Origin of the sequence: Bacillus massilinigeriensis, from assembly GCF_900111815.1 — a bacterium.
Taxonomy (GTDB): Bacteria; Bacillota; Bacilli; order Bacillales; family Cytobacillaceae; genus Mesobacillus_C; species Mesobacillus_C mediterraneensis.
This window is the reverse complement of the sequence record NZ_LT630004.1, coordinates 2,885,505-2,902,096: the sequence shown is the minus strand read 5'-3', so window position 1 is coordinate 2,902,096 and position 16,592 is coordinate 2,885,505. Positions and strand designations below refer to the sequence as shown.

At 47.1% G+C, this 16,592-nt stretch carries 16 protein-coding genes; 15 read left to right on the top strand and 1 reads right to left on the bottom strand.

Annotation, left to right across the window (positions count from 1 at the left end; translation table 11 throughout):
* Positions 1-29: 29 nt before the first annotated feature.
* From BQ5796_RS15005 to BQ5796_RS14970, 8 genes are all read left to right on the top strand, one after another.
* A complete protein-coding gene (locus BQ5796_RS15005) occupies positions 30-2,033 on the top strand; it encodes a penicillin-binding transpeptidase domain-containing protein (protein WP_071460950.1) in 2,004 nt (667 codons plus the stop codon).
* Positions 2,034-2,502: 469 nt separating this feature from the next.
* Entirely contained in the window at positions 2,503-2,787 is a 285-nt protein-coding gene (gene spoIIID / locus BQ5796_RS15000) for a sporulation transcriptional regulator SpoIIID (RefSeq protein ID WP_071460949.1), read from the top strand.
* A gap of 354 nt (positions 2,788-3,141) precedes the next feature.
* Positions 3,142-4,143, top strand: a complete 1,002-nt coding sequence (gene mreB, locus BQ5796_RS14995) for a rod shape-determining protein (RefSeq protein ID WP_071460948.1) — start codon at positions 3,142-3,144, stop codon at positions 4,141-4,143.
* 205 nt (positions 4,144-4,348) lie between these two features.
* The gene (locus tag BQ5796_RS14990) at positions 4,349-5,167 is read left to right on the top strand and encodes a flagellar hook-basal body protein (protein WP_071460947.1); all 819 of its coding nucleotides are present in this window, start codon (positions 4,349-4,351) and stop codon (positions 5,165-5,167) included.
* Between the two features lie 127 nt (positions 5,168-5,294).
* Positions 5,295-6,140 carry a flagellar hook-basal body protein gene (locus BQ5796_RS14985; RefSeq protein WP_071460946.1) on the top strand — a complete coding sequence of 282 codons (846 nt, stop codon included), beginning with the start codon at positions 5,295-5,297 and terminating at the stop codon, positions 6,138-6,140.
* 15 nt (positions 6,141-6,155) lie between these two features.
* Positions 6,156-6,425 (top strand): DNA-directed RNA polymerase subunit beta, encoded by a 270-nt coding sequence (locus tag BQ5796_RS14980; protein ID WP_071460945.1) that lies wholly within the window; start codon positions 6,156-6,158, stop codon positions 6,423-6,425.
* Positions 6,426-6,532: 107 nt separating this feature from the next.
* A complete protein-coding gene (gene fabZ / locus BQ5796_RS14975) occupies positions 6,533-6,955 on the top strand; it encodes a 3-hydroxyacyl-ACP dehydratase FabZ (protein WP_071460944.1) in 423 nt (140 codons plus the stop codon).
* Positions 6,956-7,038: 83 nt separating this feature from the next.
* On the top strand, positions 7,039-7,425 hold the full coding sequence (locus tag BQ5796_RS14970; protein WP_071460943.1) for a hypothetical protein: 387 nt from the start codon (positions 7,039-7,041) through the stop codon (positions 7,423-7,425).
* A 144-nt stretch (positions 7,426-7,569) separates the two neighbouring features.
* Here the strand turns inward: BQ5796_RS14970 and BQ5796_RS14965 are convergent, their stop codons facing one another.
* Complete coding sequence (locus BQ5796_RS14965; protein ID WP_071460942.1) at positions 7,570-8,004, bottom strand: YwpF family protein; 435 nt, start codon at positions 8,002-8,004, stop codon at positions 7,570-7,572.
* A 269-nt stretch (positions 8,005-8,273) separates the two neighbouring features.
* Between BQ5796_RS14965 and ssb the strand changes: the two genes are divergently transcribed.
* The 7 genes from ssb (at position 8,274) to BQ5796_RS14935 (ending at position 15,272) form a co-directional block, all read left to right on the top strand.
* Positions 8,274-8,660 (top strand): single-stranded DNA-binding protein, encoded by a 387-nt coding sequence (gene ssb / locus BQ5796_RS14960; RefSeq protein WP_071460941.1) that lies wholly within the window; start codon positions 8,274-8,276, stop codon positions 8,658-8,660.
* Positions 8,641-8,814 (top strand): hypothetical protein, encoded by a 174-nt coding sequence (locus BQ5796_RS18175; RefSeq protein ID WP_159431007.1) that lies wholly within the window; start codon positions 8,641-8,643, stop codon positions 8,812-8,814. Before ssb ends, BQ5796_RS18175 begins: the two co-directional genes overlap by 20 nt.
* 330 nt (positions 8,815-9,144) lie before the next feature.
* Positions 9,145-10,782, top strand: a complete 1,638-nt coding sequence (locus tag BQ5796_RS14955) for a M4 family metallopeptidase (RefSeq protein ID WP_071460940.1) — start codon at positions 9,145-9,147, stop codon at positions 10,780-10,782.
* 950 nt (positions 10,783-11,732) lie between these two features.
* Positions 11,733-11,996 (top strand): hypothetical protein, encoded by a 264-nt coding sequence (locus BQ5796_RS14950; RefSeq protein ID WP_071460939.1) that lies wholly within the window; start codon positions 11,733-11,735, stop codon positions 11,994-11,996.
* 310 nt (positions 11,997-12,306) lie between these two features.
* Positions 12,307-12,570, top strand: coding sequence for a hypothetical protein (locus tag BQ5796_RS14945; protein WP_071460939.1), 264 nt, complete (start codon positions 12,307-12,309; stop codon positions 12,568-12,570).
* A 282-nt stretch (positions 12,571-12,852) separates the two neighbouring features.
* On the top strand, positions 12,853-14,460 hold the full coding sequence (locus BQ5796_RS14940; protein ID WP_083413145.1) for a phosphodiester glycosidase family protein: 1,608 nt from the start codon (positions 12,853-12,855) through the stop codon (positions 14,458-14,460).
* A gap of 542 nt (positions 14,461-15,002) precedes the next feature.
* On the top strand, positions 15,003-15,272 hold the full coding sequence (locus BQ5796_RS14935; RefSeq protein WP_141769945.1) for a hypothetical protein: 270 nt from the start codon (positions 15,003-15,005) through the stop codon (positions 15,270-15,272).
* Positions 15,273-16,592: the final 1,320 nt, after the last annotated feature.

Genomic DNA, 16,592 nt, shown 5'->3' with positions numbered 1-16,592 from the left:
AAATCAGTCAGGAGGAGGAGGGCAAATCCATGAAAAAAGCAGTCCTTATGATTACAATGCTGATGCTGGCTGCATTCTTTACCGGCTGCACGAAAGAGGCAACACCGGAAGATAGACTTTCACAGTATGTGAAGCTTTGGAATGCAAAGAAGTTCGATGAGATGTATGAGTATCTTTCCAACAATGCGCAAAAATCAATTACAAAAAAAGAGTTTGTACAACGTTATGATAAATTGTATCAAGATTTAGAGATCAAGAAACTTGATGTCCAATTCAAGAAACCGGAGAAAGAGAAGGAACATGACAAGAAAGCGAGCTTGCCTATTTCTGCAAAAATGGACAGCGCCGCTGGGCCGATAAGCTTTGACCATACGGCAGAGCTTCTGAAAGAGAAGCATGGGGACGAAGAGAACTGGTTTATCGACTGGAATACGACTTATATTTTTCCCGAGCTAGGGAAGGAAGACAAAATCAGCTTCCAGACCATCCCGGCCAACCGCGGTGCCATTATGGACCGGAATGGCGATATGGTCGCAGCGAACGGCTATGCGCTTGAAATTGGCGTCATCCCGGGCGAAATGGGAGACAAGAAGGAAGAGACCATACAGGAGCTCGCGAAGCTGCTCGAAATGACGGAAGAACAAATCAACAAGCAGCTCAACGCTGCGTGGGTCAAGCCGGAACTGCTCGTCCCGCTGAAAAAAATATCAAAGGACAGCCTTGAGCTGCAGGAAAAATTGTTCGCGCTAGACGGTGTCACAAGCCAGAAAGTCAATGTCCGTGAGTATCCTTTCGGAGAAGCTTTTTCCCATATGGTTGGCCATGTTGGTCCAGTTACCGCGGATGAGTTGAAGAAGCTAGAAGGCAAGGGCTATGGCGCAAGCGACGTGATCGGCAAGCGCGGCCTGGAACAAGTCCTCGAAAAACGATTAAGAGGCGAGAACGGGGTCAAGATAGCCATCAGGAAAAAGGATGGAACCGAGAAGGTGCTTGCGGAAAAGCCGGTGAAAGATGGCGAAGAAGTTAAGCTCACCGTTGATGTCGGCGTGCAGAAGAGCATTTATGACAAAATGAAGGGTGAGGCCGGTGCGGCTGCAGCGATCAATCCGCTGACAGGGGAAACACTAGCACTAGTAAGCGCACCAGGCTACGACCCGAATGCTGCAACGCTTGGGTTTACAGCATCCCAGCGAGAAGCGATGGACAATGATAAAAATAATCCGGCGTTGAACCGTTTCAAGCTCACGTTTGCGCCAGGTTCTGTCATGAAGCCAATCACTGCAGCTGTTGGACTCACAGCTGATAAAATTAGCCTCGACACAGCGTACGAGATTAATGAAAAAAGGTGGCAGCCTGACAATTCATGGGGCAACTATAAAATTACTCGCGTATCCGATGTCAAAGGGCGCATCGATATGCAAAAAGCGCTGCTGTATTCGGACAATATTTATTTTGCACGAGTAGCCCTCGAGACTGGCAGCGGTGCTTTTAAGAAAGGTTTAGAGGATTTTGGCTTTGGAAAAGAACTCGATGATTACCTCTACCCGCTTGAGCCATCCACAATCGGGGCTGTGGACAAAGAGATCACGCTTGCGGATTCAGGCTACGGGCAAGGGCAGATTGAAATGAACGTCCTGCATTTGGCGGCCGCCTACACGCCATTCGTGAACAAAGGGAACTTAATTAAGCCCATCCTGCAGGCGGATGAAGAAATAGGCCAAGTGTGGAAAGAGAGCATAATTACCCCAGAGGAAGCGGAGACGATGACGGCCATGCTGGAGAAAATCGTTTCTGATCCTAAAGGGACCGCGCATGCTGCTGTCATCCCTGGGTACCCGCTTGCAGGCAAGACAGGGACTGCGGAGATTAAGGCAAAACAAGGAGAGAAAGGGCGAGAACTAGGCTGGTTTGTCGGCTACAACGCAGAATCGCCAGACCTTCTTGTCACAATGATGATCGACAACGTTCAGGAAAAAGGCGGTTCAAAAGCGGTCGTCACTAAAGTGAAAAATGTATTTGAAGAGAATAAGTAATTTTATGGCCAGCGATTTTAGGATCGCTGGCTTTTTTTGCGAGTGAAAAAAGGAAAATATGGGTACGGGTGAAAATTGTTAAATAAAGGGGTGGATTGCAATCATTGTTTAGCTTTATCCCCCATTGACTGCGATTTTCATGAGTGATTTTGGAGAGAAATAACAGACTCTTTGTTTTCAATTTTCTAAAAACTCTTTCGATACCATGTCCTGATTGGATAAATTGTGCATATATCCTCAACCAAGCTAATACACTATCTACAAACCTGACAAAGAGAGTGTTTGAGGTGAGGGGTCGTTTGAAGAAGTGGGAATCCAGCCGGAGATATGATTAGTCCCTGCAGCATCCGGAAGGCTTAGCCTTCTGCCGCACTGGCGCGTTTGTGACAGTGTGGATTACAGGAATTGACGACGAGATAGCGAGTCTCATTTCACACTTCTCACATCCAATTTAGGGAGGGCGAGTGGTGTGCACGATTACATCAAAGAGAGAACCATCAAGATTGGAAAGTATATCGTGGAGACGAGAAAAACGGTTCGCGTGATCGCGAAGGAGTTTGGCGTGTCCAAAAGTACAGTCCATAAAGACCTGACGGAACGACTGCCTGAAATCAACCCGGAACTGGCAAGTGAAGTGAAGGAAATCCTTGATTACCATAAATCGATCCGCCATCTGCGCGGTGGGGAAGCAACGAAGCAGAAATACAGCAAAGAAGAGCAGGAAGAAAAGCGGGAAGAAGAGCGTGTACAGTAGGCCAGAAGTGGTGCCATTGAAGTGGTGCCATTGAATTGGTGCCTGACCCCCGGCGCTTTAAAGCGTTGAAACAAGAAAGCAAGGTCGCCCCCCTTGAGCAAAGCTCAAGGGAGTTACCTTGCTTTAATTATGTACAGCATCACCGCGCCGGGGGTCAGGCACCGTCCAGTAAGTAAGTGAGTGCCAATTTTCGTAGGTTTCATTTACTATTTGTGCAAATTTATGATAGAATAAACAATTAGGTATATATGGTTCGCTTTAAGCAGCGGCATCTTATTATTCAAACTGGTCCTTGTCTGTCCTGGCGGGATCAACCAGCCGCAGCCAGCGATTTTTCAAGGAGGAAAAGATAGGATGTTAGCTAGGGATATTGGGATTGACCTTGGTACTGCCAACGTGCTGATCCACGTGAAAGGCCGCGGAATTGTGCTGAATGAACCATCAGTCGTGGCAATTGACAAGAACACAAACAAAGTATTGGCCGTAGGGGAAGAAGCACGCCGAATGGTGGGTCGTACCCCAGGAAATATCGTCGCAATCCGTCCGTTGCAGGATGGTGTCATCGCAGACTTCGATGTGACAGAATCGATGCTGAAACACTTCATCAACAAACTAGATGTGAAAGGCTTCCTTTCAAAGCCGCGCATCCTCATTTGCTGCCCGACAAACATCACGAGCGTCGAGCAAAAAGCAATCAGAGAAGCTGCTGAAAAAAGTGGCGGTAAGAAAGTCTATCTCGAAGAAGAGCCAAAAGTCGCAGCCATTGGCGCAGGCATGGATATCTTCCAGCCTAGCGGCAACATGGTCGTAGACATCGGCGGCGGTACAACAGACATCGCAGTTCTTTCAATGGGCGATATCGTCACATCCGCTTCCATCAAAATGGCCGGCGACAAATTCGATGCAGAAATCCTCAATTACATCAAACGCGAATACAAACTTCTCATTGGTGAACGTACATCCGAGAACATTAAAATTAACATCGGAACCGTCTTCCCAGGCTCACGCAGCGAAGAAATGGAAATTCGCGGACGTGACATGGTGTCAGGTCTGCCAAGGACAATTTCCGTTCGCTCCGAAGAGATTGAAGCGGCACTTCATGAATCTGTCTCCGTCATTGTACAGGCTGCCAAGAGCGTTCTGGAAAAAACGCCGCCGGAACTGTCTGCGGACATTATCGACCGCGGAGTCATCATAACAGGAGGCGGTGCACTCCTTCACGGAATGGACACGCTCCTAGCCGAAGAGTTGAAGGTCCCTGTTCTCGTAGCCGAAAATCCTATGGACTGCGTAGCCATCGGAACCGGCATTATGCTCGATAACATTGACAAAATCTCGAACAGAAAAATCATATAATCGCAACAAACATCCGGTTGCTGCCAGCGTGTATATGGCAGCCAACCGGATTTTTTGTCTAAAATACCCCTATTATCAAAAAATAAACCAATAAAACAACAATTTTCTCCAAAATACTGATGTTTCTTCGGAGATTTTTTCTTATAATAGAATATAATCAGTAATTGCAAAAAAAATTCAATCTACCTTTAGAGGTGCTAAATCAATGCTAAGAGGTTTTTATACAGCCGCATCCGGCATGCTTGCCCAGCAGCGGCGCACGGAAATGTTGACGAACAATATGTCCAATTCTAACACACCAGGCTTTAAGGCGGATCAATCAGCTGTAAGGGCATTTCCAGAAATGCTGTTCAACAGGGTCGACCATGACGGTTTTGGCCCTCCGAAAACGAAACCAATCGGCTCACTTCATGCAGGTGTCTACATGCAGGAAGCCATCCCGAAATTCCTTCAAGGGGATATTCGCGATACAGGCAAAAAAACAGATGTCGCTTTGTTTGATGTCATGATGCCAACAGATGAAGAATCCGGAACTCCCGGCACCGTGTTTTTTACTGTCCGTCAAAGTGACGGTTCCATTCGCTACACAAGAAATGGCAATTTCACCCTTGATGGAGCGGGACTTCTGACAACAGCATCTGGCGAAATCGTCCTTGGAGAAGGCGGAAATCCTGTCAAACTCTCCAGCGAAAACTTTAAGATCAATGAAACGGGAACCATCACAGATGAAGCGGGCGGATCCTCTCAGCTGGCTATTGCCTACGCTTCCAATCCAAACAAAATGATCCGCGAAGGCAACGGCCTATTCCGGACAGAGGACGGTGGTACGCTGCCTGATGCCCGCGCAGCGGCAGGGGTTGCTTTCCGGCTTCAGCAGGGTGCTGTTGAAGCGTCGAATGTTGACGTCTCCAGGACAATGACAGACATGATGTCCGCTTACCGCGCCTTCGAGGCGAACCAGAAGATTCTTCAGGCATATGATCGAAGCATGGATAAAGCAGCGAACGAAATTGGGAAGCTATAATGAAATTCGCTTGTTTTTTTCTCATATAATAAAAATCACCGTCACTTCCGCCGATAAAGTATAGGGAGCCACAGTTACAGGCAGCCCGCAAAAACGGCCGGTCCTCCGGCGAAAATGAGGGATCGACATGAACAGAACGATGATTACCGCCACCAATACGCTTTCCCAGCTGCAAAAGCAGATGGATATCATCAGCAATAATATCGCTAATAGCGATACAAACGGATATAAGCGGCGCGATGCAACTTTCACCGAACTTGTTGCCCAGGAGTTCCGCAACCAGCCGCATGATAAGCTCGAAGCAAACAGGCTGACGCCATTTAACATCCGTCAAGGAAACGGCGCCAGGCTGGCACAATCGCAAATCTCCATGGCGCTCGGCAGCATAAAAACAACGGACCGATCCCTTGATGCAGCACTAACGGCTGAAGGGCAGATGTTCCGCGTCCTTGTAGAAGAAAGCGATGGCAGTACGAATGTGCGCCTTACTCGGAACGGTGCATTTTACCTTAGCCCGCTTTCGGACAATGAAACGATGCTCGTGAACAGCGATGGCCACCCGGTACTGGACGAAGGAGGCTCGCCAATCACATTCACCGGCAATCCGGCCAAATTTACAATATCAAATACCGGAACGATCACAGCCAATAATGCCGATGGCAGTACGCAATCTGCCAATCTTGGCGTCGTACTTGTCAAAAAACCGCAGCTTCTTGAACAGAAGGGCGGAAATCTATTTGGTCTGCCAGATAATTTTGCCGGCCTCGGCCTTAACGAGGAAGATATATTTACAAACTTGGCTGGCGGCGAAAGAGGCGCAATTAGTATCCAGCAGGGAGCGTTAGAGCAATCCAATGTGGATCTCAGCAAGGAAATGACCGATTTGATCAATACTCAGCGGAGCTACCAGTTCCAGTCGCGCTCGATCAATATGGCCGATCAAATGGATGGGCTTGTTAACGGAATACGTTAAGAAGGGAAGAGATTAATGGGATTAAATGAAATATACCGAGAGGGTGCCGCGAAAAAAGCCGTAGTGGAGGATAGTAAAAAGGCGGAGCAGACAGAAGGACGACCAAGCCTAAGAGTCCGCCTCATTCCCATTTGGCTGCGAATTGTCATTGTCCTTTTTCTCTTTTTCGTTAGCACATCCATTGGTCTTGTCGTAGGCTACAGTGTCCTTGGCGACGGAAAAGCCGGCGACACTTTTGATTCCGAAACGTGGACGCACATAACGGATCTTATTCATAAAGAGTAAAACCCGGCATTTTGAATGTCCGGGTTTTTTGTTTTTTCTTTCTTTTCCCCCCTGCTTTACAGTACAATGAAGTTAACACCTAATATTATGAGGAGGTACTAATTACAATGCTTGATATCACTCAAATTAAAGAAATTATCCCCCATCGTTACCCATTCTTGCTTATCGATAAAATATTGGAAGTCGAAGAAGGAAAACGTGCGGTTGGCATTAAAAATGTGACGGCTAATGAAGAGTTTTTCAACGGTCATTTTCCAGATTACCCAGTCATGCCAGGTGTTCTCATCTTGGAAGCTCTTGCTCAGGTCGGTGCAGTGGCCATGCTGAAGCCTGAAAAAAACCGCGGCAAGCTTGCATTTTTCGCCGGCATCGACAACTGCCGTTTCAAGCGACAAGTGAAGCCAGGCGATCAGCTCCGCCTAGAAGTGGAAATGATTAGGTTTAAAGGACCAATTGGAAAAGGCAAAGCCGTTGCTACGGTTGACGGAGAAATCGCTGCCGAAACCGAAATTACGTTTGCGCTGAAATAATGTATATGTTTTTCCCCTTTCCTGGGCAAGCTAATGTCAGACCGAGAAGGTCCCGACAAAAATAGGAAAGGGGTTTTTTTACGATGAAAAAGAAGCTGTCCTTGCTGCTTAGCAGTTTAATGCTCTCAGCAATGCTAGTCGGCTGCAACAATAATGATGAGAAAGATCCTCCGCCAGAAGGCGATGTGGATATCAACAATCCAGCTGACAATAATGACAACAATAACGATAACAATGACAACAACGATATGGACAATGACAACAACGATATGGACAATGATGACAACATGGACACTAAAAATAATGATGGCCGTGACCTCAACGACGACGGCATCATCAACAATGGTGACCGTAACGGCGACATCAACACCGACGACGACGGAGACATGATGAAAGACGATAACGATCCAGGCGAAGAGCCAGTAGAGGACGACCGCGACCTTAACGACAAGAACAACCGCGACAAATAAGAAATGGCAGGCGAAATTGCCTGCTATTTTGCTTTCTTTGCTGACGCATCCTTAAGGTACCGGGTTGTCCAACGGGAAGCAAGTTATCATGATAACCCAAACAAAAAAGCCCGCCCTCCATCGGGCAGGCGAACCGTACTTCCGCTATTCTTTTTTCGGCAAGACGAGTTTTGGCCGGGTGACGATGTTTTTTCTGAATTCGTCGACGAGCTGGCTGTCAGTGTAGCCAAGTTCCATAAGATGCTCGAGGAGCTGGGCCGGATAATCGCTGCGAAGTCTTGTCAGCTTGCCTCGCATGAGGACGCAAGCGTGGTCGTTGATGGCTTTAACGCTGCATACTTTTACCTTGAAGGCAGCCGGGTCGTTTTCCTTCTTCGTGATGACAACCTGTGTGATGATATCCTTGTTTTCACTGCAGGCTTCCTCGAAGACAGGGATGTATTGCTTTTCGACAAACGCTTCGATTAGCCAGGTGCCCTGGTCATCTTCCTTGTTAATGATCAAGCCTGCCTTGAACTCGATATCGATCAAGCTGTCATCATCGGCAAGCTGCAGGGAAACGAGTCTAAATGTTTTCATGTAGGACCCTCCTGACTTCTTGTTTCCCAAATTATAACACAGCGGGAAAAAAGAAAGCGAATCGGGTATATGCAGAATTTGTCGAAAAAATCTCTAGGCAATATCAAAAATAGATTTTTCCAAACAAACCTCCATCCAGAATCGTTTTTTTTTCGCAAAATAGTAAGACTTGCTTCTTGAAAGCCCCTCAAGAATCGCTTTTTCCGCAATTTTACTTCTAATGGCCATGGGATTATCATGGAACCATCAAGGTGAAAGGAGCTGAAGCATTGATTAACCAAGTGGTTCTCGTTGGGCGGCTGACTCGGGATCCAGAGCTGAAGTACACTCCTGATGGGAGGACTGTCACCAATATCACACTCGCCGTTACCCGCCATTACCGCAATGCCAATGGTGAAACGGATGCTGACTTTGTCCATTGCATCCTCTGGAGAAAAACCGCAGAAAACACCGCTAATTACTGCAACAAAGGATCGGTCGTTGGAGTAACGGGCCGACTGCAGACCCGCCATTACGAAAACAGCGAGGGAAAGCGCGTGTATGTGACCGAAGTAGTCGCAGAGCACGTCCAATTCCTTAGCACGAAAAAGCCCTCAAATCTAAAACCAGCAACTCCTGAAGTGGAGGGATCCCCTCTTGAACCAGTGCACCAGTGAAGATGACAGGCTCGAAAAGCTGCTAGTCAGCCTCATAAAAATGACCGGCAGAACAAATGAAAGACTCGACCAGCTGACAGTGAGAGTCCGCCAGCTGGAAGTAGCAGTCGATGAATCCCGCAGCAGGCGCGTATACTCGTTTATCGCGAACTAGGAACCACCGCTGCTCGGTCGAAGCAATGAAAACGTACCTTCCAGAGAGAGAATCCCTTCCCCTCTTCCATTTCCCCATTTTCGCCAGCAGCGATGCTGGTTTTTTTCATTTAGGCTGCAAAATATTTCAATTACACTTCTATTTAGACAAAATTAGACAATTAAACTATTTTCAGAGCATCTCACTCTTTGATGCTTTGTTCTTTTTTGTCGAAAAAACTTTCCCAACATCAAAATAGTAGATTAATAGTGAAAAAATTGAGAATTTTGTGTATAACTAAGTTACTCTCTTATTTTTTTTATAATTTCATTTTTCGGAGGAGGAGTAAAGTTGAAGAAAAAAGTTGTTGCTCTTGGATTATCTGTAGGTTTACTGGCTGGAGGGTTTGCTGGGGTGGATGCTTCCGCCGCTGCGAAGGAAGGCCCTTCAAAATTACTGAATAAGAACGGGTCACCTGCATTCGTTGCAGGGAAACTGTCCAACCCTTCTGCAAAGGGTGCGAAAGATATCGTTCTTGATTTCTTGCAACAGAATAAAGCGGAATACAAATTGGGTTCCCAATCAGCCTATCAATCTTTCAAAGTACTTTCCCAGGAAAAAGACGATCTTGGCGGATCTGTCGTTCGTTTGCAGCAAGTCTATAACGGAGTTCCTGTTTGGGGATCTGAACAGGCTGCAAGAGTGGACAAGCAGGGCGTCCTCCATGCAGTGAGCGGAACAGTAGTTTCCAATCTTGATAAAAAAGGACTGAAAAAACTTGCAAAGAAGAAGTCACTGAAGGAGGCGATCGCCCTTGCGGAAGCTGATCTCGGATTCAAACCGGTGTATGAGCAGCCAGCAAAAGCAGAGCTCGTCGTTTATCCTTCTGGTGACAAGGCAGTCTATGCATACCATGTGAATCTCAATTTCTTAAGCCCTGAGCCAGGAAACTATGAATATTTCATTGAAGCGGAAACAGGTAAAGTTCTCCACAAGTTCAATGCGATTGATACAGCGAAAAAGGTAAAAGGTGGTACAACAAGCACGAATACTGTTGGAACAGGAACCGGTGTCCTTGGTGATACGAAACAGCTGAACACAGTATTGTCGGGTGGAACCTACTATTTGCGGGATAATACACGCGGTGGCGGCGTCTTCACTTACGATGCAAAAAATATGACAAGACTTCCTGGAAGCCTATGGGCAGATGCAGACAATAAATTTAGCGCTGCATACGATAAAGCAGCTGTAGACGCGCACTACTACGCTGGTATCACATATGATTATTTTAAAAATGTTTTTAACCGCAACTCGTATGACAACCGCGGTGCTGCATTGAAGTCGACAGTCCACTATTCTAAGAACTACAACAATGCATTCTGGAATGGTTCGCAGATGGTATACGGTGATGGAGACGGTACAAACTTTGCTCCACTTTCCGGAAGCCTTGATATCATCGCCCATGAAATTTCGCATGCGGTAACGGATAATACTTCTGATCTCATCTATCAAAATGAATCCGGTGCTCTCAACGAAGCACTTTCCGATATTTTTGGAACACTTGTCGAATACTACGACAATCGCAATCCTGACTTCGATATGGGTGAAGATGTGTACACTCCTCAAAAAAGCGGGGATGCACTTCGCTCCATGAGCGATCCGGCAAAATACGGCGATCCGGACCATTACTCTAAGCGATATACTGGCTCTGAAGATAATGGCGGTGTTCATACGAACAGCGGTATCATCAACAAAGCTGCCCACTTGATGAGCCAAGGCGGAACGCACTATGGCGTCACTGTCAAGGGCATTGGCAACGATAAAATGGGAGCTATCTTCTACCGTGCGAACACTGTTTACTACACTGCTTCTACTAACTTCAGTCAGGCAAAAGCAGGAGCTGTTCAAGCGGCGAAGGATCTTTATGGCACCACATCACCTGAGGTGGAGACCGTCAATGCAGCATTCAATGCTGTAGGCGTCCAATAAACCCCCTTTTACTTAGCAGGCAGGGCACTTAGCCCCGTCTGCTTTTTTATTGGGAAAATAATGTCGAATTTTGCACTTTAATCTATTGGGACGTTTAATAATGTTTGGCGTGGTGCTGGCAGTCGTAATCAACCAGGTTTAGGGAAGAATCTCTCAACCTCGCAGAGTTTAGGGTGGGAGTTCTCGCTGCTGGAGAGCGTAATCAACCAAGTTTGGGGAAGAATCGCTCAACCTTGGCGAGTTATCAACCAACCTTGGCGCGGAATCAACCACATTCGAAAAGAAATCAACCAACTTTGCGCAAGAATCAACCAAACGCCACTCCGGCGCGGTTTCTGATGAAAGTGGATAGGCTCCCGGCTCCTTCCCTATGAAATCTTCATCCGCCGAAGCACTTTTCCATTAAAAAAGTCGCTTGATCAACTGCAAGCGACAATTTTTTATGTTTTGCAGGCACTCAAGGGTGGGAGTTCTCGCTGCTGGAGAGCGTAATCAACCAAGTTTGAAGAAGAATCGCTCAACCTTGGCGAGTTATCAACCAACCTTGGCGCGGAATCAACCACATTTCGAGAGAAATCAACCAACTTTGCGCAAGAATCAACCAAACGCCGCCCTGACGCGGTTTCTGATGATAGTGGATAGGCTCCCGGCTCCTTCCCTATGACAATCTCCACCCGCCGAAGCACTTTTCCATTAAAAAAGTCGCTAGATCAACTGCAAGCGACAATTTTTATGTTTTGCAGGCACTCAAGGGTGGGAGTTCTCGCTGCTGGAGAGCGTAATCAACCAAGTTTGGGGAAGAATCGCTCAACCTTGGCGAGTTATCACCCAACCTTGCCGCGGAATCAACCACATTCGAAGAGAAATCAACCAACTTTGCGCAAGAATCAACCAAACGCCGCCCCGGCGCGGTTTCTGACGAAAGTGGATAGGCTCCCGGCTCCTTCCCTATGACAATCTCCATCCGCCGAAGCACCAATCCATTAAAAAAGTCGCTTGATCAACTGCAAGCGACAATTTTTTATGTTCTGCAGGCACTCAAGGGTGGGAGTTCTCGCTGCTGGAGAGCGGAATCAACCAAGTTTGAGGAAGAATCGCTCAACCTTGGCGAGTTATCAACCAACCTTGGCGCGGAATCAACCACAACACGAGAGAAATCAACCAACTTTGCGCAAGAATCAACCAACAGCAGTTCTGGCGCGTTTTCTATGTGACAGATGCAGTTCCGGCAGTCAAGTCCAGAAACACTTTCTTCCTAAGTCACATGATTCTCTCGCATCCATTCTCTATCTAAATTTCCTTAAGCTTTCAAGAAAATCTATGAAAACCTTCTTATGGTTAACATTTACAATTCACAATAATTATTAACATCTTCACTAAGGGGAATTAACAAGCGGTTTATAACTGTTTCCTATACTTAAGCTAATTAGTATTAATACTACCACATAGAGGANGCAAGAATCAACCAAACGCCGCCCCGGCGCGGTTTCTGACGAAAGTGGATAGGCTCCCGGCTCCTTCCCTATGACAATCTCCATCCGCCGAAGCACCAATCCATTAAAAAAGTCGCTTGATCAACTGCAAGCGACAATTTTTTATGTTCTGCAGGCACTCAAGGGTGGGAGTTCTCGCTGCTGGAGAGCGGAATCAACCAAGTTTGAGGAAGAATCGCTCAACCTTGGCGAGTTATCAACCAACCTTGGCGCGGAATCAACCACAACACGAGAGAAATCAACCAACTTTGCGCAAGAATCAACCAACAGCAGTTCTGGCGCGTTTTCTATGTGACAGATGCAGTTCCGGCAGTCAAGTCCAGAAACACTTTCTTCCTAAGTCACATGATTCTCTCGCATCCATTCTCTATCTAAATTTCCTTAAGCTTTCAAGAAAATCTATGAAAACCTTCTTATGGTTAACATTTACAATTCACAATAATTATTAACATCTTCACTAAGGGGAATTAACAAGCGGTTTATAACTGTTTCCTATACTTAAGCTAATTAGTATTAATACTACCACATAGAGGAATGGTGTGGTCAGTAGAACCCCATTCATTGAAGGAGTGAAAAAATGAGTCCATCCCTGAAAAAAATCCTTGCCCCTGTCATTGCATCTGTCAGTCTAGCGTCCGCAATATTTGCTGTGCCAGTTGTATCGGAGAGGTCAGTCAGTGCCGATTCAGGACAAAAGATTGCATTGCCTTCCCAAAAGAAAGGTTTGCCGCTTGGATTTCCTTTTTTAAGAGAGCAACGAACAACACAAAGCATTGCTCCAGGAATGACTCACACGAAAATCACCAGAGGCTTGCCGTTTGAAAGGGATTTTTTCACAGTGGATGTCGACTTTACTGAAACTCACGATCAGGCAAAGGAATTAGCGAAAAAGCTGAAATCAGAAGGCTATAACCCGACGGTTCATCGTATAGCCAACCGGGCTCCGGATGATAAGGTAAAGGGACCGCTTGGATATCTGGTCCGCATTGGAAAGTTTGAGACGGAAGAAGAGGCAAAAAAGCTTCAGCAACAATTAACAGCGAGTGGATATAAAGGCCATCGCACTGTTTTTACAGGGGAAGATGGACAGCCGACAACAGGTCCATGGGTCATCAATGTGCTTGAAGTGGATCCGCGCACGTTTAATGGAACGATGTTACCTGTTTTGGCGAATGACAGAATCCAAGACAGAGAAAAGCTTTCTTCCATGTCTACCCGTTATAAAGCGTTGGCAGCGATTAATGGAGGCTACTTTGTAATGGGAAGCCGTGATGGAGTTCCAGGTGATCCTACCGGTATCACTGTCATAAATGGAAAGCTCGTCAGTGAGGCGCTGAACGGTCGTTCGAGCTTGATTATTCCTGCTGATAAAACAGATGTCCGCATCGCTTCCATCACTTCCGCCCATACAGCTATTTCCTCAGATGGAGACGTACGCGAAGTGGATGGATTGAACCGAAGGCCAAAATTAATCAGGAGTTGCGGCGGTGTTGGCGGAGATACACCGACCGAAAATATAAAGCATGACTTTACATGTAAGGATGATAGTGAACTCGTTCATTTCTCCCCGATTTTTGGGAAGAGAACTGATGCAGGAGAAGGTGTTGAGGCTGTCCTCAATGAGTACGGGGAAGTAGTAGAGCTTCGGAAACAGCGAGGTGTGACAATTCCTAAAAACGGCAGTGTCCTAAGCGGTACAGGAGAGGCAGCGCAGTGGCTTGAACTCCACGCCCAAGTAGGCATGAAATTGACGGTGAAAAACGAAGTATTTGCGGATGGAGAGCCGCTGCCACTCGAACAAGTTTCAGGCATCATTAATGGCGGTCCCCGTTTGATAGATAACGGAAATAATACCATTCCTGCGATGGCAGAAGGGTTTCATCGTGTAGAGGACCCGGAATTTTATTATCGATTTGGAGAGCGCCGCAACCCAAGAACCCTCACAGGGGTGAAGGCCGATGGAACGCTGTTATTTGTTACCGTTGATGGCCGGGCTCCGGGACTGAGCGTTGGTACGAACTTTAAGGAAAGTGCCCTCCTAATGAAATCCTTAGGGGCAGTCAATGCGCTAAACCTTGACGGCGGCGGCTCGACCACCATGACAATCGGCAATAACGTAGTGAACCATCCGTCCGACAAAGCGGGTGAGCGTCCGATTGCAGATGCAATCCTGTTTATGCCGTAAAAAGTAAAAAATGTCGCTGGGGTTAACTCCAAGCGACAATTTTTTATATTTTGCAGGCAACAAGGGTGGGAGTTCTCACTGCTGGAGAGCGTAATCAACCAAGTTTGAGGAAGAATCGCTCAACCTTGGCGAGTTATCACCCAACCTTGGCGCGGAATCAACCACATTCGAAGAGAAATCAACCAACTTGCGCAAGAATCAACCAAACGCCGCCCCGGCGCGGTTTCTGACGAAAGTGGATAGGCTCCCGGCTCCTTCCCTATGATAATCTCCATCCGCCGAAGCACTTTTCCATAAAAAAAGTCGCTTTCCCAACTGCAAGCGACAATTTTTTATGTTTTGCAGGCACTCAAGGGTGGGAGTTCTCGCTGCTGGAGAGCGTAATCAACCAAGTTTGAGGAAGAATCGCTCAACCTTGGCGAGTTATCACCCAACCTTGCCGCGGAATCAACCACATTCGAAGAGAAATCAACCAACTTTGCGCAAGAATCAACCAAACGCCGCCCTGGCGCGGTTTCTGGAGAAAAAGGATGGGGTATCGGGTGCCACGCTATGAGAATCTCCATCCGCCGAAGCACTTTTCCATAAAAAAAGTCGCTTTCCCAACTGCAAGCGACAATTTTTTATGTTTTGCAGGCACTCAAGGGTGGGAGTTCTCGCTGCTGGAGAGCGGAATCAACCAAGTTTGGGGAAGAATCGCTCAACCTTGGCGAGTTATCAACCAACCTTGGCGCGGAATCAACCACATTCGAAGAGAAATCAACCAACTTTGCCCAAGAATCAACCAAACGCCGCCCTGGCGCGGTTTCTGATGATAGTGGATAGGCTCTCGGCTCCTTCCCTATGACAATCTCCACCCGCTGAAGCACCAATCCATTAAAAAAGTCGCTTGATTAACTCCAAGCGACAATTTTTTATGTTTTGCAGGCACTCAAGGGTGGGAGTTCTCGCTGCTGGAGAGCGGAATCAACCAAGTTTGGGGAAGAATCGCTCAACCTTGCCGAGTTATCAACCAACCTTGGCGCGGAATCAACCACATCTCGAGAGAAATCAACCAACTTTGCGCAAGAATCAACCAACAGCAGTTCTGGCGCAGTTTCTGATGAAAGGGGATGGGCTCCCGGCTCCTTCCCTATGACAATCTCCATCTGCCGAAGCACCAATCCATTAAAAAAGTCGCTTGATCAACTGCAAGCGACAATTTTTTATGTTTTGCAGGCACTCAAGGGTGGGAGTTCTCGCTGCTGGAGAGCGTAATCAACCAAGTTTGGGGAAGAATCGCCCAACCTTGGCGCGGAATCAACCACATTCGAAGAGAAATCAACCAACTTTGCGCAAGAATCAACCAACAGCAGTTCTGGCGCGGTTTCTGACGAAAGTGGATAGGCTCCCGGCTCCTTCCCTATGACAATCTCCACCCGCTGAAGCACCAATCCATTAAAAAAGTCGCTTTCTCAACTGCAAGCGACAATTTTTGATGTTTTGCAGGCACTCAAGGGTGGGAGTTCTCGCTGCTGGAGAGCGTAATCAACCAAGTTTGGTGAAGAATCGCTCAACCTTGGCGAGTTATCACCCAACCTTGGCGCGTAATCAACCACAATCCAAGAGAAATCAACCAACTTTGCGCAAGAATCAACCAAACGCAGTCCCGACGCTGTTTCTGATGAAAGGGGATGGGCTCCCGGCTCCTTCCCTATGACAATCTCCACCCGCCGAAGCACTTATCCATTAAAATAGTCGCTTGATCAACTGCAAGCGACAATTTTTGATGTTTTGCAGGCACTCAAGGGTGGGAGTTCTCGCTGCTGGAGAGTGTAATCAACCAAGTTTGAGGAAGAATCGCTCAACCTTGGCGAGTTATCAACCAACCTTGGCGCGGAATCAACCACATTCGAAAAGAAATCAACCAACTTTGCGCAAGAATCAACCAACCGCTGTCCCGCCGCCCTTTGCATGAGAATCGCTCTCGGTGCGATTTACCAAACGCAGTCCCTGCGCGGTTTCCATGATGACTTCTCCCTAGGCGGTCAACCAAACGCAGTCCCCGCGCGCCTTCCATGTTAATTGCTCGCAACCAAACGCAGTCCCCGCGCGCCTTCCATGTTAATTGCTCGCAACCAACAGCATTCCCC